This is a genomic window from Sulfitobacter alexandrii, assembly GCF_001886735.1.
Classification (GTDB): Bacteria; Pseudomonadota; Alphaproteobacteria; order Rhodobacterales; family Rhodobacteraceae; genus Sulfitobacter; species Sulfitobacter alexandrii.
Genome location: NZ_CP018076.1, coordinates 1,580,354 through 1,606,153, shown reverse-complemented (window position 1 = coordinate 1,606,153; position 25,800 = coordinate 1,580,354). Strand labels below are relative to the sequence as shown.

25 protein-coding genes and 1 pseudogene are annotated in these 25,800 nt (G+C 66.7%); 13 read left to right on the top strand and 13 right to left on the bottom strand.

Going from position 1 to position 25,800, the window contains the following annotated elements; genetic code table 11:
• Positions 1-78 precede the first annotated feature (78 nt).
• Entirely contained in the window at positions 79-552 is a 474-nt protein-coding gene (locus BOO69_RS07785) for a hypothetical protein (protein ID WP_071973711.1), read from the top strand.
• Positions 553-579: 27 nt separating this feature from the next.
• Here BOO69_RS07785 and ntrX read toward each other — a convergent pair whose 3' ends face one another.
• From ntrX to dusB, 5 genes are all read right to left on the bottom strand, one after another.
• The gene (gene ntrX, locus BOO69_RS07780; RefSeq protein ID WP_071971655.1) at positions 580-1,989 is read right to left on the bottom strand and encodes a nitrogen assimilation response regulator NtrX; all 1,410 of its coding nucleotides are present in this window, start codon (positions 1,987-1,989) and stop codon (positions 580-582) included.
• Positions 1,986-4,232, bottom strand: coding sequence for a sensor histidine kinase NtrY-like (locus BOO69_RS07775; protein ID WP_172839513.1), 2,247 nt, complete (start codon positions 4,230-4,232; stop codon positions 1,986-1,988). The genes ntrX and BOO69_RS07775 overlap by 4 nt, the downstream gene beginning before the upstream one ends.
• A gap of 112 nt (positions 4,233-4,344) precedes the next feature.
• Complete coding sequence (locus BOO69_RS07770; protein ID WP_071971653.1) at positions 4,345-5,718, bottom strand: response regulator; 1,374 nt, start codon at positions 5,716-5,718, stop codon at positions 4,345-4,347.
• A gap of 3 nt (positions 5,719-5,721) precedes the next feature.
• A complete protein-coding gene (locus tag BOO69_RS07765) occupies positions 5,722-6,789 on the bottom strand; it encodes a two-component system sensor histidine kinase NtrB (RefSeq protein ID WP_418361302.1) in 1,068 nt (355 codons plus the stop codon).
• A 2-nt stretch (positions 6,790-6,791) separates the two neighbouring features.
• The gene (gene dusB, locus BOO69_RS07760) at positions 6,792-7,778 is read right to left on the bottom strand and encodes a tRNA dihydrouridine synthase DusB (protein WP_156874888.1); all 987 of its coding nucleotides are present in this window, start codon (positions 7,776-7,778) and stop codon (positions 6,792-6,794) included.
• Positions 7,779-7,957: 179 nt separating this feature from the next.
• Between dusB and BOO69_RS07755 the strand changes: the two genes are divergently transcribed.
• The 4 genes and pseudogenes from BOO69_RS07755 to BOO69_RS07740 all read left to right on the top strand — a co-directional run bounded on the left by BOO69_RS07755 (position 7,958) and on the right by BOO69_RS07740 (position 11,372).
• Complete coding sequence (locus BOO69_RS07755; protein ID WP_071971651.1) at positions 7,958-9,088, top strand: bifunctional 2-C-methyl-D-erythritol 4-phosphate cytidylyltransferase/2-C-methyl-D-erythritol 2,4-cyclodiphosphate synthase; 1,131 nt, start codon at positions 7,958-7,960, stop codon at positions 9,086-9,088.
• Positions 9,085-9,578: pseudogene (locus BOO69_RS07750) on the top strand (phosphatidylglycerophosphatase A family protein). Before BOO69_RS07755 ends, BOO69_RS07750 begins: the two are co-directional and overlap by 4 nt.
• On the top strand, positions 9,575-10,051 hold the full coding sequence (locus tag BOO69_RS07745) for a CinA family protein (protein WP_071971650.1): 477 nt from the start codon (positions 9,575-9,577) through the stop codon (positions 10,049-10,051). Before BOO69_RS07750 ends, BOO69_RS07745 begins: the two are co-directional and overlap by 4 nt.
• Positions 10,052-10,190: 139 nt before the next feature.
• Complete coding sequence (locus tag BOO69_RS07740) at positions 10,191-11,372, top strand: ammonium transporter (protein WP_071971649.1); 1,182 nt, start codon at positions 10,191-10,193, stop codon at positions 11,370-11,372.
• Here the strand turns inward: BOO69_RS07740 and BOO69_RS07735 are convergent.
• The gene (locus BOO69_RS07735; protein WP_071971648.1) at positions 11,354-12,631 is read right to left on the bottom strand and encodes an MmgE/PrpD family protein; all 1,278 of its coding nucleotides are present in this window, start codon (positions 12,629-12,631) and stop codon (positions 11,354-11,356) included. The two genes, BOO69_RS07740 and BOO69_RS07735, sit on opposite strands and share 19 nt — an antisense overlap.
• A complete protein-coding gene (locus BOO69_RS07730; RefSeq protein WP_071971647.1) occupies positions 12,628-13,080 on the bottom strand; it encodes a type II toxin-antitoxin system RatA family toxin in 453 nt (150 codons plus the stop codon). Before BOO69_RS07730 ends, BOO69_RS07735 begins: the two co-directional genes overlap by 4 nt.
• Before the next feature lie 69 nt (positions 13,081-13,149).
• Between BOO69_RS07730 and hpt the strand changes: the two genes are divergently transcribed.
• From hpt to lipA, 3 genes are all read left to right on the top strand, one after another.
• Complete coding sequence (gene hpt, locus BOO69_RS07725; protein WP_071973709.1) at positions 13,150-13,686, top strand: hypoxanthine phosphoribosyltransferase; 537 nt, start codon at positions 13,150-13,152, stop codon at positions 13,684-13,686.
• Entirely contained in the window at positions 13,683-13,856 is a 174-nt protein-coding gene (locus tag BOO69_RS23220; RefSeq protein WP_172839512.1) for a hypothetical protein, read from the top strand. Before hpt ends, BOO69_RS23220 begins: the two co-directional genes overlap by 4 nt.
• A 94-nt stretch (positions 13,857-13,950) precedes the next feature.
• Complete coding sequence (lipA, locus tag BOO69_RS07720) at positions 13,951-14,904, top strand: lipoyl synthase (RefSeq protein ID WP_071971646.1); 954 nt, start codon at positions 13,951-13,953, stop codon at positions 14,902-14,904.
• On the opposite strand, the gene BOO69_RS23505 is transcribed toward lipA, so the two are convergent.
• The 5 genes from BOO69_RS23505 to BOO69_RS07695 form a co-directional block, all read right to left on the bottom strand.
• The gene (locus BOO69_RS23505; protein ID WP_071971645.1) at positions 14,901-15,518 is read right to left on the bottom strand and encodes an FAD-dependent oxidoreductase; all 618 of its coding nucleotides are present in this window, start codon (positions 15,516-15,518) and stop codon (positions 14,901-14,903) included. The genes lipA and BOO69_RS23505 overlap by 4 nt on opposite strands.
• Entirely contained in the window at positions 15,515-15,952 is a 438-nt protein-coding gene (locus BOO69_RS07710; RefSeq protein ID WP_071971644.1) for an FAD-dependent oxidoreductase, read from the bottom strand. Before BOO69_RS07710 ends, BOO69_RS23505 begins: the two co-directional genes overlap by 4 nt.
• A gap of 53 nt (positions 15,953-16,005) precedes the next feature.
• Positions 16,006-16,878: a cytochrome c gene (locus BOO69_RS07705; RefSeq protein WP_071971643.1), complete on the bottom strand. Its 873-nt coding sequence runs from the start codon at positions 16,876-16,878 to the stop codon at positions 16,006-16,008.
• A gap of 16 nt (positions 16,879-16,894) precedes the next feature.
• Positions 16,895-17,368, bottom strand: a complete 474-nt coding sequence (locus tag BOO69_RS07700) for a c-type cytochrome (RefSeq protein ID WP_083545470.1) — start codon at positions 17,366-17,368, stop codon at positions 16,895-16,897.
• A gap of 133 nt (positions 17,369-17,501) precedes the next feature.
• Positions 17,502-18,587, bottom strand: a complete 1,086-nt coding sequence (locus tag BOO69_RS07695; protein WP_071971642.1) for a DUF6456 domain-containing protein — start codon at positions 18,585-18,587, stop codon at positions 17,502-17,504.
• Positions 18,588-18,881: 294 nt separating this feature from the next.
• On the opposite strand from BOO69_RS07695, the gene BOO69_RS07690 reads away from it, so the two are divergent.
• A complete protein-coding gene (locus tag BOO69_RS07690; protein ID WP_071971641.1) occupies positions 18,882-19,187 on the top strand; it encodes a DUF6477 family protein in 306 nt (101 codons plus the stop codon).
• A gap of 54 nt (positions 19,188-19,241) precedes the next feature.
• On the opposite strand, the gene BOO69_RS07685 is transcribed toward BOO69_RS07690, so the two are convergent.
• Positions 19,242-20,786, bottom strand: coding sequence for a trimethylamine methyltransferase family protein (locus tag BOO69_RS07685; protein ID WP_071971640.1), 1,545 nt, complete (start codon positions 20,784-20,786; stop codon positions 19,242-19,244).
• A 197-nt stretch (positions 20,787-20,983) separates the two neighbouring features.
• On the opposite strand from BOO69_RS07685, the gene guaA reads away from it, so the two are divergent.
• The 4 genes from guaA (at position 20,984) to BOO69_RS07665 (ending at position 25,732) form a co-directional block, all read left to right on the top strand.
• Positions 20,984-22,558: a glutamine-hydrolyzing GMP synthase gene (gene guaA, locus BOO69_RS07680; protein ID WP_172839511.1), complete on the top strand. Its 1,575-nt coding sequence runs from the start codon at positions 20,984-20,986 to the stop codon at positions 22,556-22,558.
• 24 nt (positions 22,559-22,582) lie between these two features.
• Positions 22,583-23,476, top strand: a complete 894-nt coding sequence (locus tag BOO69_RS07675; protein ID WP_237267589.1) for a DMT family transporter — start codon at positions 22,583-22,585, stop codon at positions 23,474-23,476.
• A gap of 132 nt (positions 23,477-23,608) precedes the next feature.
• Positions 23,609-24,736 carry an OmpP1/FadL family transporter gene (locus BOO69_RS07670; RefSeq protein WP_071971639.1) on the top strand — a complete coding sequence of 376 codons (1,128 nt, stop codon included), beginning with the start codon at positions 23,609-23,611 and terminating at the stop codon, positions 24,734-24,736.
• Positions 24,737-24,871: 135 nt separating this feature from the next.
• Positions 24,872-25,732, top strand: coding sequence for an ATPase (locus tag BOO69_RS07665; protein ID WP_071971638.1), 861 nt, complete (start codon positions 24,872-24,874; stop codon positions 25,730-25,732).
• Positions 25,733-25,800 lie beyond the last annotated feature (68 nt).

Genomic DNA, 25,800 nt, shown 5'->3' with positions numbered 1-25,800 from the left:
CCCCGGTTAGAGGACATGACGCCCGGCTTGGCAAGGGCGGCGATTGCCTTTGCGCCGGGCCGGGTGCAGAATGCACGCATGAGACACCTTCGCATCATTGCCCTTCTGGGCCTCGGGCTGGCGACAGGCTGCGCGCCGCTGACAACCTATTACAAACCCGGCGTCGCGGTGGATCGGTTGAACCGCGACACGACCGCCTGCCAGGTATCGGCCCTGCGCGACGTGCCCGCCAGCACGCAGGTGCGGCGCATACCGCCCGAATTCGTGCCGCCGCGCCGGCGCTGCGATTCGGCGGGCAATTGCAGCGTGGTGCCCGGCTATTACATCCCCGGCGAAACCGTCAGCTTCGACCCCAATGACGGGCTGCGCGACCGTGTCGAACGCCAGTGCATGGCCGACAAGGGCTATGCCCCGGTGTCGATACCGCCCTGCCCCGACACCATCGCGCGCGCCGCGCCACCCGCCGCCACGCGGGTGCTGCCCGCGCTTGGGCCGCGTGCCTGCGTGATCCGCAACCGCGACGGCAGCTTCCAGATCGTCAACCGCGGCTGAAACCGGGCGCCGGCCGCAGGGCGCCCGTCACTCCGCCGCCTGCTCCTCGTCGACGTGGGCCACACGGACCCCCGACTTGGCCGAGGTCACAACGCCGAGCGATTTCAGCTTGCGGTGCAGGGCGGAACGCTCCATGCCGACGAAATTCGCCGTGCGCGAGATGTTGCCGCCGAAGCGGTTGATCTGGGTCAGCAGGTATTCCCGCTCGAAGGCTTCACGCGCCTCGCGCAGCGGCAGGGTGGCCAGCGCACCCGACAGCACGACGCGGCCATCGTCCTCGCCGCGCTCGTCCTCGCCCGGCAGTTCCCGCGCCTCGATCGGCCCGGTCCCCTCGCCCAGGATCAGCACCCGTTCCACGAGGTTCTTGAGCTGTCGCACGTTTCCGGGCCAGACCATCGTCTGCATCAGCGCCACCGCGTCCTCGCTCAGCGCGCGTTGCGGCAGCCCCTGGCTGCGGTTGAACTCGGCGATGAAATGCTCCGCGAGCAGCGGAATGTCCTCGCGCCGGTCCTCGAGGCTAGGCACGGAGATCGGCACCACGTTCAGCCGATGGTAGAGTTCCTGCCGGAAGGTCTCGGCGCGGATCGCCGCCTCAAGGTCGCGGTTGGTCGACGAGATGACCCGCAGGTCCACGCGCACCTTGTCGTTGCCGCCCACGCGGGTGAACTGCTGATCCACCAAGACCCGCAGGATCTTGGACTGCGTCCCCAGCGGCATGTCCGCCACTTCGTCGAAATAGATCACCCCGCCGTGCGCCTGCTCCAGCAGGCCGGGCTCCACGCCCCGTTCTGCCGTCTCGCGACCGAACAGGACTTCCTCCATCCGGTCGGGGGCGACCCCGGCGCAGTTGACGGTGACGAAAGGCGCCTGCGCGCGGTTGGAATGGCCGTGAATGTAGCGGGCCGCGATCTCCTTGCCCGATCCGGCGGGCCCGCTCAGCATCACGCGGCCGTTCGACTTGGTCACCTTGTCGAGCTGGCCGACAAGCGAACGGAAGGCCGCCGAATTGCCAAGCATCTCGGACGACACGACGTCCTTGCGCTTGAGCGTCTGGTTCTCGCGGCGCAGGCGCGAGGTTTCCATGGCGCGGCGGATCACAACCAGCAGTTGATCGATGTTGAAAGGCTTCTCGATGAAGTCGTAGGCCCCCTGCTTGATTGCGGCCACCGCGATCTCGATATTGCCATGCCCCGAGATGATGACGACCGGAACGTCGGGATTGTCGCGTTTGACCGCCTTGAGGATGTCGATGCCGTCCATCCGGCTGTCCTTGAGCCAGATGTCGAGGATCATCAGCGCCGGCGGTTCCGTGTTGATCGCCGCCATGGCCTCGTCCGATCCGCCCGCAAGCCGGGTGGCAAATCCCTCGTCCTCGAGGATGTCCGAAATCAGCTCGCGGATGTCCCTCTCATCATCAACAATCAGAATATCACTCATGCGGTTTCCTCCATCTGGGCGGGGTTCTGGGATGGCACGACCGGCAGGGTGATCACCGCCATCGCGCCGAAATGGGTCTGCCCCTCGAACACCGGGGCGTTTTCGAGCGTCAGGCTGCCGCCGTGTTCCTCGATGATCTTCTTGACGATGGGCAGGCCAAGGCCGGTGCCTTCGCTGCGGGTCGTCACATAGGGTTCGAACAGGCGGGCGCGGTCCTCGGGCAGGCCGATGCCGTTGTCGGCAATGGTGATCCGGGCGGTGGTCCCCCCCGGCACCAGCGTCACGACGATGCGCGGCGCCAGATCATCGGGCGCGCCCTTTTCCTTCAGGCTTTCAATCGCTTCGCCGGCGTTCTTGATGAGGTTTGTCAGGGCCTGCGAGATCATCGCGGCGTCCACCTGCGCCGGAACCGGTCGGTCCGGCAACGTCAGGTCGATCCGCACCCCCGGTTGCCCCGCCTGTTGCAGCAGCACCGCGTCGCGCAGCAGTTGGCACAGGTCTTCTTCGGCCGTCAGAGGCTCGGGCATCCGCGCGAACTTGGAAAACTCGTCGACGATGCGCCGCAGGTCGCCGGTCTGCCTGATGATGACGCCGGTCATCTGCTCCAGCTTGTCGGCGTCCTCGCCCTGCAGCTGCTTGCCGAACTTGCGCCTGATGCGTTCCGCCGAAAGCTGGATCGGCGTCAGCGGGTTCTTGATCTCGTGCGCGATCCGGCGGGCGACATCGCCCCAGGCCGCCATGCGCTGCGCGCTCACGAGGTCGGTCACGTCATCGAAGGCGACGACGTAGCCCTCCAGCCTGCCGTTGTCGCTGCGCCGGGTGGCCATGCGGACAAGCAGGTTCTCCATCGCGCCCTGACGCGACACCTTGACCTCGCCGGTCGTCGCCTCGACCCCGGTGCCGGCAAGCGTCTCGAAAAGCGGGCCGAACTCGGGCACTGCGACCGTCAGCGCCAGCGATTGCTGGTCCTCGGCCCAGTCGAGCAGCCGCATCGCGGAACGGTTGACGAAGGTCACCCGCCCCTCGGGATCCAGCCCCACCACCCCCGACGTGACCGATGTGAGCACGGAATCGAACAGCCGGCGGCGACGCTCGATCTGCCGGTTGTTGTCCAGCAAGGCCTCGCGCTGGCCGCGCAGCTGGGTGGTCATCTGGTTGAAGTACCGTCCGAGCATGGCGATCTCGTCGTCGCCGTCCTCCTCGCGGACCTGCACGTTGAGGTCCCCCGCCCCGACCTGTTGCGCCGCGCCTGTCAGCCGCCCCACGGGGCCCGAGAGCCGTTCGGCGAACCACAGGCCCAGCCAGACCGCCGCGAGGATCAGAATGACCGCGAACCCGACATAGAGCAGACCGAACTCGAACAGCAGCCTGCCCCGATCCGCTTCGAGCTGCTGGTAGAGCCGCGCGGTCTCCTGTGTTTCATCGAGAAGCGACAGGATATCACCGTCCACATCGCGGCTGACGTAGAGATACCGATCGACAGCGCTGTCCAGCGGCACCAGCGCGCGGAATTCGTTGTTCGCCCAGTCCTCGATCACCAGAATCCGGCTGCCGCGCGATTCCTCGATCTGCGCGCTCGTCGGCTCTTCGAAGTTGAAAAGATAGGACCGCGCTCCCCGCGCCCGGATCTGCCCGGTGCCGTCGATCAGGTAGGCCTCGCGCAGGCCGCGCTGGATCTGGCGCTGCCCCTCGGTCAGCAGTTGGCGGTCGGTCAGCACGCGGCCCGGCCCGGCGTTCTGGTCGATGAACCGCGCCAGCGCCGCCGCGTCCTCGCGCAGGCCCTCGCGCTGCTCGTTCTCGTAGGCCTGGGCGGCGGTCAGCGATGTTTCCACGACCGAGCGGACCCGGTCCGAGAACCAGCCCTCAAGCCCCACGTTCACCGTCAGCCCGGCGAACACCGCGACGCTGACGGTCGGGATCAGCGCCATCAGGGCGAAAACGCCCGTGAGACGCAGGTGCAGCCGCGATCCCGCCGACTTGGCCCGGCGCGCGGCGATGAGCCGGGCCACCTGCGACAGGACCAGAGCCGCGACAAGCAGGACATAGACAAGGTCCGTCAGCAGGATGAGCCGCAGGCTCGGCGTGTTCGCCCCCTGCCCCAGAGGACCGAGGATGAGATAGGTCGCCATGGCCAGCACGGGCCCGAGCACGACCAGACCCAGCGTGGCCAGATTGCGCACACGCTTGACACGCCGCAGGCGGCCCAGACGTTCCAACGTAATCCTGCGTGACCGGGATACCACCCGCTACCTCGCCTGATGATGTGATGCACCGGGGCATCAACCGCCATATTATGTGGTCCTGACCGCACTGAGCCTTTGGCTGAGACACGATGGCCACGGTTATGTGGCGGTTTTACATCATTTTGCGACCCCGTGTCACCTCAATATCGAGGTCGGTGATTTTCTTGCGCAGGGTGTTCCGGTTGATGCCCAGCAGATCGGCGCATTTCGCCTGATTCCCGGACGTCGCGCCAAGGGCGATCTCGATCAGCGGCGCCTCGACCTCCCGCAGGATGCGGGCATAGAGCCCCGGCGGCGGCAGCATCGCGCCGTGCTGGTCGAAATAGCGGCGCAGGTGCCGCTCCACGCTCTGGCCCAGACGTTCGGTATTGGCCTGCGTGCTCAGCGGTTCCGCGGATGGCTGCGCGCCCAGAACCTGTTCCGCCTCGGCCTGCGAAATTTCCGCCGCGCGGCTGGTCAGCGCCAGCTGGCGCATGGCGTGTTCAAGCTGGCGCACGTTGCCCGGCCATGGATAGTTGCCAAAGACCTTGGCGGCCCCTTCGGACAGATGGCGCGGCCCGGTGGTGCCCGTGCCTTCGGCCTTTTCAAGGAAATGCGCCGCCAGAAGCTCTATGTCCTCCACCCGGTCGCGCAGGGCGGGCACATGCAGTGTCGCGCCCGACAACCGGTAATAAAGGTCGCGGCGCAGGGTGCCTGCCTTCATCGCGGCGGCGAGGTCGGATTGGCTGGTGGCGAGGAAACGCGGACTGTATTCGCCCGGCGCGTCCATCATCCGCGCGATGCGGGCCTGAACCTCCTGGTCGATGTCCGCGATCTCGTCGATCAGCAGCGTTCCGCCGCGCACCCGCGCCAGAACCCGCGCCGGTCCTTCGAGATCCTGCAGCTCGGCGCCGGTGACGGTGACGAACGGCAGCGACCGGCGATCGGAAAAGTCGTGGATCGCCCGTCCGATCAACGATTTGCCGGTGCCACTCTCGCCCCAGATGAGAACCGGCAGATCCGTGTTCATCACCCGCGCTACCAGCCGGTAAAGCGCCTGCATCACCGGTGTGCGTCCGACCAGAGGCAGATCGTCACGGTCCTCGGACGCGGCCTTGGAGACGGGTGCCGCGCGCGGCGCGCCCTTGCGATCGAGCGCGCGGGCCGTGCGTTTCATCAGGTCCGGCAGGTCAAAGGGCTTGGGCAGGTAATCGAAGGCTTCGGCCTCCGCCGCCTTGATCGCCGTCATGATGGTGTTCTGGGCCGAGATCACGATCACCGGCATGTCGGGCCGGTCGATGGATATCTTCGGCAGCATTTCCAGACCGTTGCCGTCCGGCATGGCCACATCGGTGATGACCACGTCGCCCTTGCCCTCGCCCACCCAGCGCATCAGCGTCGTGAGGCTGGACGTGGCATGTACCTTGCAGCCCGCGCGGGTCAGCGCCTGTGTCAGGACGGTGCGGATCGTGCGGTCGTCATCGGCGACGAGAACGGTGCCATCCATGTCTTAACTCTCCTCTTGCTGCGCCGGGGCGCGGGACAACGAAATGCGAAAGACGGTACGGCCCGGCGTGCTGTCGACCGAGATCCAGCCGTCGTGTTCTGAAATGATCTTGCTGACCAGCGCCAGCCCCAGCCCGGTGCCGTTCTCACGCCCCGACACGAAGGGGTCGAAGATCACCGACTTGATGTGTTCCGGCAGGCCGGGACCGTCGTCGATCACCTCGATCTGCAGCGGCAGCGACTGGCCCGTGCCGTCGGCACGGCGCAGCCGGAAGGAATGTTCGAAATAGGTGTGCAGCCGTATCGTGCCGCCGCCTTCGCCCGCGGCCTCGGACGCGTTCTTCAGCAGGTTCAGCACCACCTGCAGCAACTGGTCCTTGTCGCCCAGTGCGGGCGGCAGCGAGGGGTCGTAATCCTCGATGATCTTCATCTGCGCGCCAAAGCCCAGCAGCGCCGAGCGCCGGGCCCGGTCCAGCACATCGTGCAGGTTGACCGGCTTGCGCACCGGCTCCGTCAGGTTGCCGAACTGCTCGACCTGTTCCAGCAGCTTCACGATCCGGCGGCTTTCGGCGACGATCAGATCCGTCAGCTCGAGCTCCTCGGCGCTGAGGTTCATCGACAGAAGCTGCGCCGCGCCGGTGATGCCGGCAAGGGGGTTCTTGATCTCGTGCGCCAGCATCTCGGCCATCCCGATGGCGGACTTCGCGGCGGATTTGACGGAATGGCTCTGCGTCATGCGGCCGGCCAGTTCGCGCGGGCTGATCATCATCAGCATGTAACCGGGGCGCCCCGACAGCGGCGCGATCTGCAGCGATGATTTCAGCGGCGGCCGCTGGCCCGACCCCACGTCGATGTCGTTGACGAAAAGCGGCGTGCTGGTCTCCCGCGCGCGGGCAAACGCCTCTTCGAGCGGATCGTCGACGGCCACCATGTCCCAGATCGGCGTGCCCGTGACATGCTTGGCCGAGGCGTTGAGAAACCCTTCGGCGGCCGGGTTCACCGCGTCGATGCGGTTGTCCGGCGCGATCACGAAACTGGGGATGGGCAGCGAGGCCCAGATCTGGCGGTCCATGCTCACGCCGCCACCGCGGCCCGGTCGGGCATCATGACGTCGCGGATCAGCCGCCGCGCCGCGCCCGGTGTGGCGGCGGTCAGCAGCGCCCGGCGCGGGCCGGGCAAGGTGCCGGCGGCGTCCATGTACCAGCCCAGATGCTTGCGCGCGACCCGCGCCCCCAGCGCCGCCCCGTAAAAGGACAGCATGGCATCGTAATGATCCTCGACCATGTCCGCGAAAGCGCGCCCCTCGGGCACCTCGGGGGCGGGCGTGCCGTGAAGCGCGTGGGCAATCTCGGCCAGCAGCCAGGGCCGGCCCTGCGCACCGCGCCCGACCATGACGCCATCCGCGCCGGACCGGTCCAGCGCCTGGCGCGCGGTACGGGGGCCGGTGATGTCGCCATTTGCGATGACGGGGATGCCGACCGCGTCCTTGACCCGCCGGATCGCGCGCCAGTCCGCACGTCCCTTGTAGAACTGGCAGCGGGTGCGGCCGTGGATCGTGATCATGCGGATGCCCGCCGCCTCGGCACGCCGGGCGATGTCAGGGGCGTTGAGCATCCCGTCGTCCCAGCCCAGACGGGTCTTGAGCGTGACGGGAACATCCACAGCGCTGACCACCGCCTCGATCAGGCGCAGCGCGTGATCGGGGGTCTTCATCAGCGCGGACCCCGACGCGCCGTTGGTCACCTTCTTGGCCGGGCAGCCCATGTTGATGTCGATGATCCGCGCGCCCTGCCCCGCGATCATCCGCGCGGCCTCGGCCATGGGTTCGGCCTCGCGTCCCGCGATCTGCACCGCGGTCCCTTCGACCCCAAGCCCCAGTTCGGCCTTCTCGCGGGTGCCGGGGCGACGGGTCAGCAACTCCTGGCTGGCCACCATCTCGGAGACCACCAGCCCCGCGCCGAAGCGCGCCACGAGGCTGCGGTAAGGCAGATCGGTGATTCCGGCCATCGGGGCGAGAAACACCGGCGGGGTCAGGTCGATCGGCAGGCTGGTCGGGGTCACGTGCTTAATCCTTGGGCGCTTGTCTCTGGTCTACTCCCGCACCACCCGGACCTCAACGCGATATCGCCCCATTAACGGCCATCACATTGCGTTGTGCCTATCTTTTAGGCAGCCGACATGCCGATTGCGCGCCTCCGCCAGTTTGCCTAGACAGACCTCATGCGTGACCGGAGGCCCAGATGACCATTTCCGCCCTCGTGGTGGCAGCCGGGCGCGGCACCCGCGCCGGCGGCGACCTTCCCAAGCAGTGGCAGCGGATCGCCGGGCGCAGCGTACTCGAACATACCCTTGCCGCCTTCCGCGCGGCGCCCCGCGTCGACCGCATCGCCCTTGTCCTGCACCCCGACGACATGGACCGGGCCGAAGCCTTCCGGCGCGAGGGCATAGATGTGGCCCCCGGCGGCGCGGACCGCGCGGCCTCGGTCCGTGCGGGGCTGGCCCTGCTGCCCGCGACGGGCAAGGTGCTGATCCACGACGCGGCGCGCTGCTGCGTGAGCCAGGCTGTGATCGCGGACGTGATCGCGGCGCTCGATACATGCGATGCCGCGGCGCCCGGCCTGCCGGTCACGGATGCGCTCTGGCGCAGCGAGGGCGCGCAGGTCGCCGGCACGCAGGACCGTGACAACCTCGTGGCGGCCCAGACCCCGCAGGGTTTCGACCTCGCGCTGATCCGGGACGCGCACCGGCAGTACGACGGCCCGGCGGCGGACGACGTGGCGGTGGCCCGGGCGGCGGGACACCCGGTTGCCATCACGCGGGGCGACGCGGATAACATCAAGATCACCACGCCGGGCGACTTCGCCCGCGCGGCACGCCTACTGGAGGGCAGGATGGACATCAGGACAGGCAACGGCTTCGACGTGCACGCCTTCGGGCCGGGAGACCACGTGACGCTGTGCGGGGTGCGCATCCCGCACGATCGCGGGCTGGTGGGACATTCGGATGCGGACGTCGGCATGCACACGGTGACGGACGCGATTTATGGCGCACTGGCCATGGGCGACATCGGCCAGCACTTTCCCCCGACGGAACCCCAATGGAAGGGCGCCGCAAGCGAGATATTCCTGCGTCACGCGGCGACCCTCGCGTCGGACGCGGGCTTTGCCCTGACCCATGTGGACTGCACGCTGATCTGCGAAACCCCCAAGATCGGCCCTCACGCCCCGGAAATGCGGCGCGTCATGGCCGGGTTGCTGGGCCTTGAAGAGTCGCGCGTGTCCGTGAAGGCGACAACGTCGGAACGGCTGGGCTTTACCGGCCGGGGCGAAGGGATTGCCTGCATGGCCACGGCAACGCTGGTGAAGCCATGACCCCCGCGCGGTTGATCGGCACGGTGCTGGGCATCGGGTACATCCGGCCCGCGTCGGGCACCTGGGGATCGCTGGTGGCGCTGCCCTGGGGCTGGCTGCTCCATGTGCTGGGGGGCTGCCCTTGCTGGTGCTGGGCATCGGCGCCGCGTTCTTCGGCGGTTGGTGGGCCACCTCCCGGATGACGGCGGGCAGCGACGACCATGACCCCTCCGAGATCGTGATCGACGAGGTCGCGGGCCAGTGGGTCGCGCTGCTGCCGCTGTCCTACGCGGCCTGGACACGGGGCATGGACGTGACGGTGATGTGGCCGGGCTGGATCGCGGCCTTCGTCCTGTTCCGGCTGTTCGACATCTGGAAACCCTGGCTGGTGGGATGGGCCGACCGGCGGGGCGATCCGCTCGGCGTGATGCTGGACGACGTGATCGCGGGCATCCTCGCGGCGCTGGGGGTGATGGCGCTCGCCGGGCTGTACCACGGAGTTCTGACATGAGCATTGCCGCACAAATACTTGAATTGGCTAGGACTAAGGGTGTCATGATTGCCTGCGCCGAAAGCTGTACCGGCGGGCTCGTCGCGGCGGCGCTGACCGAATTGCCCGGATCGTCGATGATGTTCGACCGCGGGTTCGTGACCTACACCAACGCGGCCAAGACAGCACTTCTGGGGGTGAAACCCGGCACGCTTCACATGCACGGCGCGGTGTCCGAAGAGGTCGCGAAGGAGATGGCGACGGGTGCGCTGGCCGGGTCGGACGCGGGACTGGCCGTGTCGATCACCGGGATCGCCGGCCCCGGCGGATCCGACAACAAGCCCGAAGGCCGGGTCTGCTTCGGCCTCGCCTCGGGCATTCAGGTCTGGAGCGTCACACAGGAATTCGGCGCGCTGGGGCGCAGCCGGGTGCGTACCGCGGCGCGCGACTATGCGCAGACGCTGCTGCTCGAAGGGCTTCACACTTTGCCCTGATCCTGGGCGAAAGGTGCGGCTTCCCGCCGAAAAATCAGGCATTTTCACAAAAGACCACAAAACAGGCAGGCCGGGACTTTTCCGGGCACGGCACTTGGTCAAGGTGCGGCAACCTTGATGCCGACCGGGAGACCCAACGATGAACGCCGCCGATTCCGCCTGGATCATGACCGCCACCGCGCTGGTCCTCTTCATGACACTGCCGGGGCTTGCCCTGTTCTATGGCGGGCTCGTGCGCGCCCGCAACGTGCTCAGCGTGTTCATGCATTGCTACGCGCTCGCCTGCCTGATGTCGGTGCTGTGGTTCCTGCTGGGCTATTCCATCGCCTTCGGCGCCGAACCCGGCGGGATCTGGGGCGGGCTGGGCAAGGCCGGCCTCGGCGGTGTCACCGCCGACAGCCTCGCCGGCACCCTGCCCGAGATCCTGTTCTTCGCCTTCCAGATGACATTCGCCATCATCACGCCCGCCCTGATCGTCGGCGCCTACGTGGAGCGGGTCAACTTCGCCTTCCTGCTGCTGTTCTCGGGGCTGTGGATGCTGCTGTGCTACGCGCCGGTGGTGCACTGGGTCTGGGGCGGCGGGATGCTGGCCGACGGTGGCATCTTCGGCGAGACCGGCGTGCGGGATTTCGCGGGCGGCATCGTGGTGCATGAAACGGCGGGGATCGCCGCGCTGATCCTCGCGATCATGCTGGGCGCGCGCCGCGACAACACCAAGCCGCCGCACAGCCCCGGACTCGTGATGATCGGGGCCGCGATGCTCTGGGTCGGCTGGTTCGGCTTCAACGGCGGCTCGCAGCTGGCCGCCGACGGCGGCGCCGCCATGGCGATCACCGTGACCCATATCTCCGCCGCGACCGCCTCGCTGACATGGGCGCTGTGGGAGAAGATCAAGTTCGGCAAGTCGTCGCTGGTGGGTCTCGTGACGGGCACCATCGCGGGCCTCGCGTCGATCACGCCCGCGTCGGGTTTCGTGGGCCCGTGGGCGGCGTTGCTGATCGGCGGCATCGCGGGCATCCTGTGCCAGGAGGCCGTCGTGCTGATCCGGAACAAGATGCGGGTGGACGACACGCTCGACGTCTTTGCCGTGCACGGCGTGGGCGGCATATTCGGCACCGTTATGATCGCGGCGCTGGGGGCCGGCACGTGGGCCGCGCAACTGGGATCGCTGGCCATCGTCGGCGCCTTCACCACCGTCATGACACTGGTCATCGCCTACGCCTGCCGCGCGGTGGTTCCCATGCGGGTCGACGCCGAGGCCGAATCCGACGGGCTGGACCTGTCCAGCCACGGCGAACGCGCCTACGACCTGACGAGCTGATCCATCAGGGCGCGCAGGTCGTCGCCCTGGGCGGCCTGCCAGAGCGCTTCGGCGCGGTCCTCGCCCAGAAGCGCCACGGCCTTGTCCTGCAGCTTGGCCGCGCGGGTTTCCAGCGACAACGGGGCGGACAGGTCATGCTTGAGCCGCCGCATCGCCCCCCCGGCCAGGGACACGGCGACTTCCGACTGCGTCTCGGACAGGCGGGCTTCCTCGCTCACCCGGATCCGCGCGCGCAGCGCGACGATGTCCGCGTCTTTCGTGACATCATCGGTGAAACTGGCGATGGCGCCGGTATCGTGCCCCAGAAGCGCCATCGCGCATGTCTGCGTGTAGCTGAACTTGGCCTCCAGCCCGGTGGCCGGTGTCTCGATGTTGCAGACGCTCATCCAGCGCGGACTGGTGCGGATGTGGATGCTCTCCACGGTATCGGGATCGAGCGTGGCCTCCCGGACGGCCTCGAGCATCGCGTGCAGACCGTGGCAGCAGGCGTGGAACTTGTGGCTGATCTCGGTGATGCGCCAGGTGCCGCGCGGCAACGTGACCTCCGCCGCCTCGCCGTGGTGCGTCGGGCCAAATCCCAGCGGCCCGGCAAGCCCGTCCTCCGCCGCGGTCATGCCGGCCTGCGCCCAGAGCGCCGCCTCCACCCCCGTGCGTGCGGCAAGACCGGCGTTGAGCGGCTTGGCCATGGTGCCGAACTGTGCCTTCAGACCCGACGCCATGCTGGCGCAAAGCCCCAGCGCGGCCCGCAGCTGCCGCTTGTCCAGTTCCAGCAGACGCGCGCAGCCCATCACCGCGCCAAAGGCCCCGGCGGTGGCCGTCTGGTGGTACCCGACCTGGTAATGGCTGCGCCCCAGCCACAGACCCACGAGGATCGAAGCCTCGACCCCCAGCGTCGCGGCAAGAACCACGTCGTCCAGCGGCGCGGACAGTTCCTCCGCCAGCGCGATGACGGCGGGCAGCACCGCGACAGACGGATGCCCGATATGGGCGAAATGGGTATCGTCGTAATCCAGCGCGTGGGACAGCGTGCCGTTCACAAGCGCGGCGGAAGGTGCCGTGGCAGAGCCACCGCCGAATATCTGCGCCTGTCCCGTGCCCATCGCCCGCTGCGCGGCGGCGAAATCGTCGAACGTGCCCGCCTGCGCCCCGGCGATGCCGCAGGCGGCCCAGTCGAACAGCGACAGACGCATCATCACGGCCGCTTCGGCGGGCACCTCGGCCTTGCGAAACCGGATCAGCTGGTCCGTGACGGTCTTCATCCGGCGGGGCCGTAGAGATCCGCCGCGCGCTGCTCGAAGGCGCGCACGACCCGCTGCATGGCATCGTTGAACACCACGCCGATGATTCCCTGAAGGATGCGGTTGCGGAATTCGAAATCCACGTGGAAATGCACATTGCAGCCCTTCGGCGCATCCTCGAAGTGCCAGTTCGACAGCATGTACTTGAATGGTCCGTCCAGGTATTCGGTGTCGATCTTCATGTCGTCGGGCCACAGCGTCACGCGGCTGGTGAACCGTTCGCGGAAGACCTTGAAGCTGATGACAAGGTCCGCATCCATCACGCGGTGGTCATCCACCTGTTCGTCGCTGCGTATGCGGGCGGCGGCGGTCCAGGGCAGGAATTCGGGGTACTTGCCCACGTCCGCAACCAGATCGTACATCTGTTGCGGGGTATAGGGCAGCTCTCTGGTCTCTGAATGGGTCGGCATTGCGTTCCGGGTCTGCTCGGTTTAGCTCTATGTCACCGGTAAACGCCATGAATTCAAGGGCCAATGGTCATGACAGATCGTCGCTACGTGATTGATGAAATGATCTCGGCCAAATCCATCGCCGCCCGGATCGAGGCCCTGTGCCGGGCCATACAGGCGGAATTCGAGGGCACCGACAAGCTGGTGGTGGTCGGGCTTCTGCGCGGATCCTTCGTGTTCATCGCCGATCTGGTCCGCGAGTTGGACCTCCCGATCGAGGTCGATTTCCTCGAAGCGTCGAGCTATGGCGACGGCATGCAGAGCAGCCGCGAAGTGCGCATCCTCAAGGACCTGCGCGGCGCCATCGAAGGACGCGACGTGCTGGTGGTCGAGGATATCGTCGACACCGGCCACACGCTGCATCACGTCACCAACCTCCTCAAATCGCGCGAACCCGCCCGGCTCAAGACCATCGCCCTGCTGGACAAGCCAAGCCGCCGCGAGGTCGACATGAAGGCGGACTGGACCGGGTTCGAGATTCCCGACGAATTCGTGGTGGGCTACGGCATCGACTACGCCCAACGCGACCGCAACCTGCCCTTCATCGGAAAGGTCCGTTTCACATGAACCCGATCTGGCTGATGCGCATGTCCCGCTGGGCCCGCAACCCGCCGTCCGCGACACGGGTCAAGCTCGTCTTTGGGGCGATCATTCTGGCGCTTCTGATCTTCGGCATCGAATGGATGGGCTGGTGGCCCGACTGGGCGACCACCGAACGGGTGCCGCGCCGCTTCTGACCGCCCCGCACGGAACGCAGGACGGCATTGCGCCGCACGGGCTTTCGCCGGGCCGCAACTGTGTTACATAAGGCTCATGCAACATGAGGTCTCCATGCGCGATCTGAAGATCCCCGAACAGCGCCACCCGGAAAAGGCGCGCAAGCCCGACAACGCCCAGCCCAAGAAGCCGGACTGGATCAGGGTCAAGGCGCCCGGTGGCAAGGGATATGCCGACACCGCGAAGATCATGCGCGACAACAAGCTGACCACGGTCTGCGAAGAAGCCGGATGCCCGAACGTCGGCGAATGCTGGTCGCAGGGCCACGCCACCATGATGATCATGGGCGAGGTCTGCACCCGCGCCTGCACCTTCTGCAACATCGCCACCGGCAAGCCGCCCGAGGCGCTCGACGTGTTCGAGCCGGGCCGCGTGGCGGACGCCGTCGCCAAGCTGGGGCTGAATCACGTGGTCATCACCAGCGTCGACCGCGACGACGTGGAGGACGGCGGGGCCGAACATTTCGCCCAGACCATCCGCGCCATCCGCAAACGGTCGCCCGAGACCACGATTGAGATCCTGACACCGGATTTCATCCGCGCGACGCCGGGCTCGCTGGAGGTCGTGGTCGCCGCGAAGCCGGACGTCTTCAATCACAACCTCGAAACCGTCCCGGGGCTCTACCCCGAGGTGCGGCCCGGCGCGCGGTATTTCCACTCGCTGCGCCTGCTCCAGCGGGTCAAGGAACTGGACCCGTCGATGTTCACGAAGTCCGGGATCATGGTGGGCCTCGGCGAAGAGCGCCAGCAGGTCATTCAGGTGATGGAGGACATGCGCGCCGCCGATATCGACTTCCTCACCATCGGCCAGTACCTGCAACCCACGCCCAAGCATCATCGGGTGGACCGGTTCGTGCATCCGGATGAGTTCGCGGCCTACGAAAAGGCGGCTTACGGCAAGGGGTTCCTCATGGTCTCCGCCACGCCGCTCACGCGGTCATCCTACCACGCGGGCGACGATTTCGCGCGCCTGCGCGAGGCGCGGAACCGCAAGCTGGGGCTTGCCTAGCCGCTCACGAAATACCGCATCGCGGCCCGGCGCAGCGGCGGAACGGCGGCGATCATCCGCATCAATCTTGGCATCACCGCCCGGCGCAGCGGGCTTTTCGACTGCACGGCCTTTCGCAGGCCCTCGCTGAACGCCAGGACATGCGCGCCCTCGGCCTGCCGCGCCGCGTGATACTCCGGCAACCCACCATCGATCAGCCGACCGGCAAGGTCCGCCGCGTCGGCGATTCCAAGGTTCATGCCGCGCCCGCCGGCCGGGGAATGGCAATGCGCCGCGTCCCCGGCAAGGTGTACCCGCCCCACCGTGTAACGCGTCACCTGACGCACGGAGATGGTGAAATCCCCGCTCCGGCGGACGGCGCTCACGTTCATCGGAACCGGCAGGGCCGCCAGCGCGTCCGCGGTGCTGGCGATGACCCGGAAGCGCGCGCGTTCCAGCGGGGCCACGATGCAGACCTCGCCCTCGGGCAAGAGAAAGCCCTGAAACAACCGGGGATCGCGCCAGTCCGGGCTGTCCACGTCGGCAATGGACCAGCGGCCCGACAGGTCGTAGCCGGGAAAGTCCAGCCCGAGTGCCTGCCGCACGGCGCTGTGCGTGCCGTCCGCGCCGATCACCTGGTCGAACCGCGCGGTCCTGCCCCCAGGACGGCGTGGACACCTGCCGCGTCCTGCGTCAGCCCCTCGAACGGAACGTCGTACTCGATCCGTCCGCCGTAGCGTTCAAGCGCTTGGGCAAGGAAATGTTCCGTCCGGTCCTGCGGCAGCCCATAGAGGCGCGTTCGGTCGTCGAAATTCAGCGGGAAGGTCGCGATCCGCTCCGCCCCCTTGTGAAAGGCGATACCGTCGAAGCGGATGGCTTCCGCCGCGATGGCATCGGCCACGCCGGACGGCGCAAGGATATCCATGGACCGTTGCAGGATACCCACCGCGCGGCTCAGTTGCGACGGGCCCGGACGCTTGTCGATCACGCGCGGCACAACGCCCCGGCGGGCAAGTTCGACGGCCGCCGTCAGGCCCGTCGGGCCGGCACCCACGATCAGGATCTGCATTTGCGGCTCCTTCCTGCCCAGAGGATAGCAGGCGTCGGAGCCGGTTCAAACCACTAGGGCAGCGCCTTGAGGTAGGCGGCAATGGCCGCCCGGTCATCTTCGGGCAACTGCGCGAGGTTCTGCACGACCGACGCCATCGACCCGCCCACACTGTCGTAGTCCGGGGTCAGGCCGCTTTGCAGGTAATAGGCGATATCGGTCGCCGACCAGTCCAGTCCGCCCGGCGTGATATTGGGGATCCGCCCCTTGCCCGACGGATTGGGCGCGCCGGTCAGCCACGCGTCACGCTCGAGCCCGCCCAGCGGCCCGCGCGGGGTATGGCATTCGCCGCAATGGCCCAATGCCTCGACCAGGTAGCGGCCGCGCGCCAGTTCGTCGTCCAGATCGCCCGCCATCACGTAGTCTTCGTGGACGTAAAGCAGCTTCCAAAGTCCCAGGCCGCGCCGGATGTTGAAGGGAAACCCCACGTCGTGCGGCTTGCTTGGCGTGTCGGAGACCGGCAGCGTCTGCATGTAGGCAAAGAGGTCGGCCACATCCGTATCGGTCATGTGGACGTATGCCGTGTAGGGAAAGGCGGGGTAGTAATGCTGCCCCTCGGGCGAGACGCCCCGCGTGACCGCGCGGGCGAAGGCAGGCAAATCCCAACCGCCGATGCCCTGCGGCCCGGGCGAGATGTTGGGCGCGTGGAACGTGCCGAAGGGGCTGGCAAAGGCTTCCCCACCCGCCAGGGTCAGCTTGTCTTCGCTTTCCGGTGCCGCATGGCAAGAGGCGCAGCCGCCCGCGTGAAAGACCCCCGCGCCGTTGTCTGCATCCACGGTATGACCGGCCGCGACATCGGCCCTCAGGGGCGCCGGGCGCGTCAGCACCCAGAACACCCCCAGACCGATTACCGCCAGCAGGCAGACCGAAATCAGGAAACGGCGCAAGGGTCAGCCCCGGCGATCAGTTTTCCGGGCCGCGGTATTTCTCGTGGCAGGCCTTGCAGGCGCCGCCGATGTCACCCATCCCCGCGCCCACGGCAGCGGTGTCACCGGCACCGACCACGGCGCTGGCAGCGGTTTCGAGATCCTCGAACGCGGCGGCGAACCCTTCCGCGTCGCTCCAGATTTCCGGCTTCGCGCGCGAGTCGGCGGCGGCCCCCTGCTCCGTTCCCTCGATCCAGAGGGTCGCACGCTCCATCGCCGCGAGAGAGGCGATGTTGCTGGCCGCGGCATCCACCATTGCAGAGTCGTATTCCATCTCGCCCTTGGCGATGCCCCCCAGGATGCCCGTGTGGTAGGCGATCATCTGCATCTGGTGGTGGCGGGCCTCGACGCTCTTGTTCTCGCCGCCCGCGTGGCTGGCAGCAAAGCCTGCGGTGGCGACCATGCCGCACATCAGAACGGCCACGGTCTTGGAAGTGAAAGTCTTTTGCATGTGATGGTCTCCCTCGGAAATCGCAAAAGTGATCGGAAACTGGTTTTCCCATCACCATGGCACGGGCCGTGGAGAGCACCAAAAACATTTTCGTGATCGGCGGCGTATCTGGCATCCGCCGGTCGGGCTGCGCTCATCCGATCATCGGGCCGCCGGGACCGATCGTTTCGTCGTAGTGCCGCCTGAGCCGCATCAGCGCGATGCGCAGCACGATCTTGCCCGACCGCGCGGACCAGCCAAGCCGCTTTTCGGTGGTCTCCAGCCCCTCGAGGTAGCAGCAGCAGCGCAGCGCCACGTCCGAGAGCCCGGGCCCAAGGTGACTGAGCGCCGCGGTCACGCGCGACTGCGCCGCGCGGGCATGATCCGGAACGCCGGCGCCAGCACCCGGCCCCGCTTGCGTCCCGCCCGTCAGGAAACCCTGCCAGTTCTGCGTGATGCGGCTTCCCATCTGGGCCAGTTCGAAATCTTCGCGCAGGCGCTCTCCGGCGTGAACCTGCGCATCGGTCAGGAACGGCTTTCCCGATCTGTCGCGCCGCCGGGACAAGGCAACAAGGGGACTTTCGGCAACCGAATACCGCATCCGCTGGCGGCGGGTCTCGCAGGCGGGATCGCTGCCGTCCTCCCAGTCCGCACCCGGCCCGTCGAAGGCAGTCTGCGCCTCGGCAAAGCCGCGGTCGGCGCGCTTGCCGGCCCTGTCCCTGCCGATCAGCCGTTGCAGCGCGTTGCGCCCGGCCGTGGTGATGAAGTAGCGGATGATGCGCCCCGAATTGGTCGGCGCGATCCAGTCTTTCAGCGCCATCGCCTGCGCCACGGCGGTGTCGACGACGGCCGTCCGCGTGCTGCCGCCGGATGCGGTATCCCTGACGACGACCGCCTTCTCCATGTCGGCGGCAACAGCCAGCACCGCGCCGGTTTCACACAACCGGGGCAGGATGCGCAGCGCTTCGTGCTCCAGCGTGGCTTCGTCCGGTACCTTGCAGGGGGTGTCTTGGACCATGGGCGGGTCTTCCTTCGAACAGTGTTTCGCCGCGCGGAACTTGCCAAGGTGTCTGAGCGCGGCATCCACAAGCGGATCGTCGCGCCGTGTCTCGATGCGGCGGATCTGGCGCATGATCGTCGAGGCATGGCAGCCCGCGCTTCGCGCCAGTTCCCGCATCGGCTGCCCCAGTTCCGTGTGCGCGAGATAGTGCAGCGCCCCCTCGGGCACCCAGGCAGGCAAGTGCAGGGATTGGTGACCGCTTTCGGCTGGCAATTCAATTCCACTTCGGTTTTCTGGTTTGGTTTCAGATGTTTGCAAAGTTATCCACAGGCCAACAGGACGCAACCTATGGCTGCACTGGTTACCTGATCGTTAAAATTCGATCAGTTTCTCAATCATTGTTTCCAAATTCTAAACAGTGGTGAAAGCGGCGAACGGGCCCCGCGATGGCAACGCAACACCCGCTTGAGTTGTGCAAAAACCGGGGCAGCGATTCTCCCGTGGTGGGAGCGCGTTTTGCTGAGGAACCCGGCCATGCAAGATGTCCTGTCGATGCTCAACACCCTTCACCGCCCGCGTCTGATGATGCGCGCGGCGCGCCTCGGCGCGGAAAATTACCGCAGGTCAAGCCACCTGCCCCGTCTCCTCGGGTACGGGGTCTTGCCGCGTCACGCGGCGGCCCTGTTGCAGTTGATGGATATCGAGGCCGCGCTGGAAAAGGAGCGCCTGAATTCCGATGCGGGCTACAGCCTGCTGCGGCACATCGACGTGCTGATCGCGATGGTTGCAGAGGCGCGGGTACTGCGCGCGATCACCAAGCCGTCGCCCCGCATGCAATGACCCGCCGCCGGTCAGGCGACGGGTCTTGTCGGTTCATCCAGTGTCGGCCCGCGCCTACATGAAGCTGTCGGGCGACTCGGCCTTCTTGCGGGCGACGAAAGCGTCGAGGGATTCACGGATCGCCTCGTCCATCGGCGGCTGCTGGTAGTCCGCCAGCATCTTTTCGACCCGCAGGCTCGCAAGCTGGGTCGTGTCGCGCGCGCCCTCATCTTCCCAGGTCTCGAAGGGCTTGTAGTCCAGAAGATCGGACTTCCAGAAGGCGGACTTGAAGTTGGCCTGCGTATGGGCACAGCCGAGGTAGTGACCGCCCGGTCCGACCTCGCGGATGGCATCCATCGCCTGGCCGTTCTCGTCCATGTGGACGCCCTGGGCAAAGTGGTGCAGCACGCCAAGCTGGTCGGCGTCCATGACGAATTTTTCAAAGGACGACACAAGGCCCCCTTCGAGCCAGCCACAGGCGTGCAGCATGAAGTTCACGCCGGAAAGCAGGCCCATGTTCAGGCTGTTCGCCGTTTCGTACGCCGCCTGCGCATCGGGCAGCTTCGAGCCGCAGAAGGACCCGGCCGAGCGGTAAGGCAGGTTGAGCCGCCGCGCGAGCTGGCCCGCGCCGTAGGTGATATGCGCGGCCTCCGGCGTGCCGAAGGTGGGCGCGCCCGAGTTCATGTCGATGGACGTCACGAAAGCCCCCATCACGATCGGCGCGCCGGCCCGGCAGAGCTGGCTGTACGCGACCCCGGCAAGGGTTTCCGCCAGGACCTGTGTCAGCGTTCCCGCCACGGTGGTCGGGGCCATCGCACCACCCACGATGAACGGGGAGATGATGCAGGCCTGGTTGTTCTCCGCGTAGACCTTGAGCGCCCCCATCATCACGTCGTCGAAGGTCATCGGCGAGTTGATGTTGATGAGCGAGGTCATCACGGTGTTCTGCTGCACGAAATCCTCGCCAAAAAGAAGACCGCACATCTCGACCGAATCGCGCGCCCGGCTCGGTTCGGTGACCGACCCCATGAAGGGCTTGTCGCTCAGGGTCATGTGGGCGTGCAGCATGTCGAGGTGCCGCTTGTTCACGGGAATGTCCGTCGGTTCGCAGACGGTGCCCCCGGAATGGTGCAGCCACTTGGACATGTACGCCAGTTTCACGAACTTGTTGAAGTCCGCCATCGTGGCGTAGCGCCGTCCGCCCGCCGTATCGCGGACGAAGGGCGGGCCGTAGACCGGCGCGAGCACGAGGTTGCGGCCGCCGACCTCGACGTTACGGGCGGAATTGCGCGCGTGCTGGGTAAAGGTGGACGGCGCGGTGGCGCAAAGTTTGCGCGCCAGACCGCGAGGTATGTGCACCCGCTCGCCCTGCACATCTGCACCGGCGTCGCGCCATTTCTGAAGCGCCTCGGGGTTGTCGGGGAAATTGACCCCGATCTCCTCGAGCACGGTTTCCGCGTTGCGCTCGATGATTTCCAGCGCCTCGTCGTTCAGCACCTCGAAATTTGGAATGTTGCGTTCGATGTAGCGCGCGGTTTCGAATGAGACCGCCGTGCGCTCCGCGCGCCGCGCTGCGCCGCCGCCCCCACGTGTCCGTCCGCGCCGTGCTGATTCCGCCATGCTTCGACCCTTGTTCAGAATTTTCCCTCTCCTAGCGTATCGCCTCGGACCGCTTCGCGCGGTTTCCGCCCCCCACGGGATAAAAACGACATCGCGCCCGCCCCGCGCCGGACATTTCGGACCGAAAATCTGCCTGCCCGGCATCGTCTCCGCTTCGGCCACTTGCCACCGTGCGAAAGCCTGCCTAATCAATGGCCATGACCGAACTCATCTCCCCCGCCGCCCACGACCGCCTGCTGATCATCGACTTCGGCAGCCAGGTCACGCAGCTGATCGCCCGCCGCCTGCGCGAGCTGAACGTCTTCTGCGAGATCCACCCCTTCAACCGTGTCGACGACGCCTTCCTGCGCGAATTCGATCCAAGGGCTGTCATCCTGTCCGGCGGTCCCTCCTCCGTGTTCGCCGAAGGCGCGCCGATGCCGCCTGCCTCGGTCTTCGACCTCGGTGTTCCGATCCTCGGCATCTGCTATGGCCAACAGGTGATGATGCACTGCCTTGGCGGCCACGTGGAGCGCGGACACGGCACCGCCGAGTTCGGCCGCGCCTTCGTCACGCCGACGGGGCAATCGCTGGACCTGCTGGAGGGCTGGTTCGCCACCGACCGCGAGCAGGTCTGGATGAGCCACGGCGACCACGTGAGCAAGATCGCGCCGGGGTTCGAGGTGTTCGGCACCTCGCCGCATGCGCCCTTTGCCATCACCGCCGACGTCAACCGGCACTTCTATGCCGTGCAGTTCCATCCCGAGGTGCATCACACCCCGAATGGCGCGCGGCTCTACGAGAATTTCGTGCGTCTCGCGGGGTTCAAGGGTGACTGGACCATGCGCGCTTATCGCGAGGAAGCGGTGGCGGCCATCCGCGAGCAGATCGGCGACAAGAAGGTGATCTGCGCGCTTTCCGGCGGGGTCGATTCCTCCGTCGCGGCGGCACTGATCCACGAAGCGGTGGGCGACCAGCTGACCTGCGTCTTCGTGGACCACGGTCTGCTGCGCAAGAACGAGGCCGAAGAGGTCGTCGGCATGTTCCGCGACCACATGAACCTGCACGTGATCCACGCGGACGAGGTCGATCTGTTCCTGGGCGAACTGGACGGCGTCAGCGATCCGGAGACCAAGCGCAAGATCATCGGGCGCCTGTTCATCGACGTGTTCCAGAAATACGCGAACGAGATCGAGGGCGCCGAATTCCTCGCGCAGGGCACGCTTTACCCCGATGTCATTGAATCCGTGTCCTTTTCCGGCGGTCCGTCGGTCACCATCAAGAGCCATCACAACGTCGGCGGCCTGCCCGAGAAGATGGGCCTGAAACTGGTGGAACCGCTGCGCGAACTGTTCAAGGACGAGGTGCGCGCCCTCGGGGCCGAACTGGGCCTGCCCGCGCATTTCATCGGCCGTCACCCCTTCCCCGGTCCGGGCCTCGCGATCCGCTGCCCGGGCGAGATCACGCGCCAGAAACTGGACATCCTGCGCGAGGCCGACGCGGTCTACATCGACCAGATCCGCAAACATGGGCTCTACGACGAGATCTGGCAGGCCTTCGTCGCGATCCTGCCGGTGCGGACCGTGGGCGTCATGGGCGACGGGCGCACCTACGATTTCGCCTGCGCCCTGCGCGCGGTGACAAGCGTCGACGGCATGACCGCCGACTACTACCCCTTCAGCCACGAGTTCCTCGGCGACACGGCCACCCGTATCATCAACGAGGTGCCCGGAATCAACCGCGTGACCTACGACATCACGAGCAAACCGCCGGGCACGATCGAGTGGGAGTGATCCCGCCTTGACCGGGACACGCGCATGACCGACGAGGCGATCATCCCGCCCATCAACCAGACGCTGAAGGCGGCGTTCTGGATGCTTGGGGCGATCGGTTCGTTCACGGCGATGGCCCTCGCGGGGCGCAAGCTCGGCGTGGACTACGACACCTTCGAAATCATGCTCTACCGGTCGGTCGTGGGGTTCGTCATCGTGATGGCGGTGGCCCGCGCCGCCGGCACGCTGGGCGAGATCAACCGCGATGCGCTGGGGCTGCAAGTGGTGCGCAACCTCGTCCACTTCTCGGGCCAGAACCTGTGGTTCTACGCGGTCACCGTGATCCCGCTGGCGCAGGTCTTCGCCTTCGAATTCACCACGCCGCTCTGGGTCATCGTGCTCTCGCCCGTCTTTCTGGGAGAGCGGCTGACGCGGGTACGCACCATCGCCGCCCTGATGGGGTTCATCGGCATCCTGATCGTCGCGCGGCCCACGGTGGCCGGGCTCAACTCCGGCGTTCTGGCCGCGGCGGGCTGCGCCGTCTTCTTCGCACTGACCTTCATCACCACCAAGAAACTGACCGCACGGCAGAGCATCACCGCCATCATGTTCTACCTCACCCTGCTGCAACTGATCCTCGGGCTCGTCACGGCAGGATACGACGGCGACATCGCGCTGCCCACGCTGGCCAGCACGCCGCTGCTGGCGCTGGTGGGCACCTGCGGGCTGCTCGCGCACTTCTGCATCACCAATGCGCTCAGGCTGGCCCCGGCGGCGGTAGTGTCGCCCATCGACTTCGCCCGCCTGCCGGTCATCGCCATCTTGGCCATGCTGATCTACGGCGAGACCGTCGACGCCTGGGTCTTCGTCGGCGGGATCGTGATCTTTGCCGGCAACTACCTGAACATCTGGGTCGAGACGCGCCGCAAGGTGTCGTGACTTTGCCGCAGGCGTACCGGCGGAAAGCCGCGTTCCGCGACGGAACCCGTTGACGCCGGCTATGTGGAAGCCCTCTCCTTGACGCACCGGCGCATCGTGTTTGCCGGAGTTTCTGGGGAGGAGAAACCAGACATGAAGAGTACACTTGGCACCATCGCCGCCCTGCTGGCCACCACGACACTGGCCTCTGCGGGCAACCTCGACCGATCCGGTCAGTCGGTCGAAATCCTGTTCGCACCCGGCAACCTGCTGGAACTCAGCTTCGGCTACACCGATCCCAGCATCGAGGGCCGCGAGAACGGATCGACCGGGACCACGAACTTCATCGGCAACGTGGGCGACAATTTCTCGACCATCGGCGCGGGGCTGAAATACCAGATCAACGAGAACGTGTCCTTCGCCCTGATCGTGGATGAACCCTACGGTTCGGATGTCACCTATCCGGGAGATCCGACGACCACGGCCCTTGGCGGCACCAGCGCGATCGTCGACAGCTTCGCGCTGACCGCGCTCGGGCGCTACAAGTTCGACAACAATTTCAGCCTTCACGGCGGTCTGCGCTATCAGGAGATCAAGGCGAACGTGACCTTGGGCGGCCTCGCCTATGCGGGGCTGAACGGCTACAACGCCACCTTCGCCGAGGACGGCGCGTTCGGTTACGTCGTCGGGGCGGCCTATGAACGGCCCGACATCGCGCTGCGCATCTCGCTGACCTACAACTCCAAGATCGACCACGACCTGCCGACGGTCGAACGGATCGGGCCGGCCGTGGTCAACCCCGGTTCCATCACCGAGGTCACGACACCCGAGAGCCTGAACCTGGAGTTCCAGACCGGCATCGCGCAGGATACGCTGCTGTTCGGCTCGATCCGCCATGCCCGCTACGAGGACGTGCTGGTCCGCCCGCCCGTCTTTACCGGCGCGGCAGGTGAAAGCCTGACAACCATCGACAATTCGACGGATTACGAGATCGGCATCGGCCGCCGGTTCACCGACCGGCTGTCGGCCTCGCTGGCCTTCGGCTTCCAGGACTCCAGCGGTGACACGCTGGTCTCGCCCCTCGCGCCGACTCACGGGGCGAAATACGTCGCCCTTGGCGCGAGCTACCAGGTGACCGACCAGATCAACCTGAGCGGCGGCGTGCGCTACACCGATCTGGGCGATGCCCAGCCCGAGACCGGCACGCCGGACGCGGGCCGCGCCAACTTCGACGGCAATTCCGCCGTGTCGGTGGGCTTCAAGGTCGGTTATTCCTTCTGATCCGGACCGAATGGCCCAAGCGATGTCCCCGCGCCCACCGGGCGCGGGGGTTCCGGCCCCGCCCCCTTACGGAGCGGCTGGCACATTCCGCGGGGCTGCGCTAGTCAGGTCGAAACTGGCCGACAGGACTTGCCCATGCTCTACCCCACCGCCCACGACTGGCGCACCGCATCGCGCCGCAAGGTTCTGGTCTTCGGCATGTCCGGGCTGGGCAAGACCCACCTGAGCGGGCTGCTGCGCGTCACGGGAGACTGGTTCCACTACTCAATCGATTACCGCATCGGCACCCGCTACCTCGGCGAGGCGATCGTCGACAACGCCAAGGCCGAGGCGATGAAGGTCCCGTTCCTGCGCGACCTGCTGATGACCGACAGCATCTACATCGCGTCCAACATCACCTTCGAGAACCTCAGCCCCGTCGCCACGTGGCTGGGCAAGCCCGGTTCGCGCGAGAAGGGCGGCCTGCCGATGGCCGAATACGCCACCCGGCAGGAGGCCTTCCGCCTGGCCGAGATCGCGGCGCTCAACGACACGCCGCATTTCGCCCGCCGCGCCAAGACCCTGTACGGCTACGACCATTTCATCTGCGACACCGGGGGGTCGATCTGCGAATGGGTGGACCCCGAAAACCCCGACGATCCGCTGCTCAGAACCCTGTCGGAAGAATGCCTTCTGGTCTGGATCAAGGGGGACGAGGCGCACACGCAGGAATTGATCCGGCGATTCGACAGGGCGCCGAAACCGATGGCCTACCAGCCCGCGTTCCTGGCACGGGTCTGGAAGGATTACCTGTTGGAAAACAACGTGTCCGAAGACGACGTTGATCCTGACGCCTTTGTCAGGTGGACCTATGCGCAGGCCCTGTCGCACCGCCAGCCGCGCTATGCGGCGATGGCGAAATGGGGTGTCACCATCACCCCCGATCAGATCGGCCCGCTGACGTCCGAGGCCGACTTCGTGGAGCTGATCGCGACCTGTCTCGAAACGGGGCGCTAGGCTGCGCGGGCCCGCCCTCTTGGCAGCGCGCCCGACGCGGTCTATCTAAGCCCCTCACAAGGATCGAC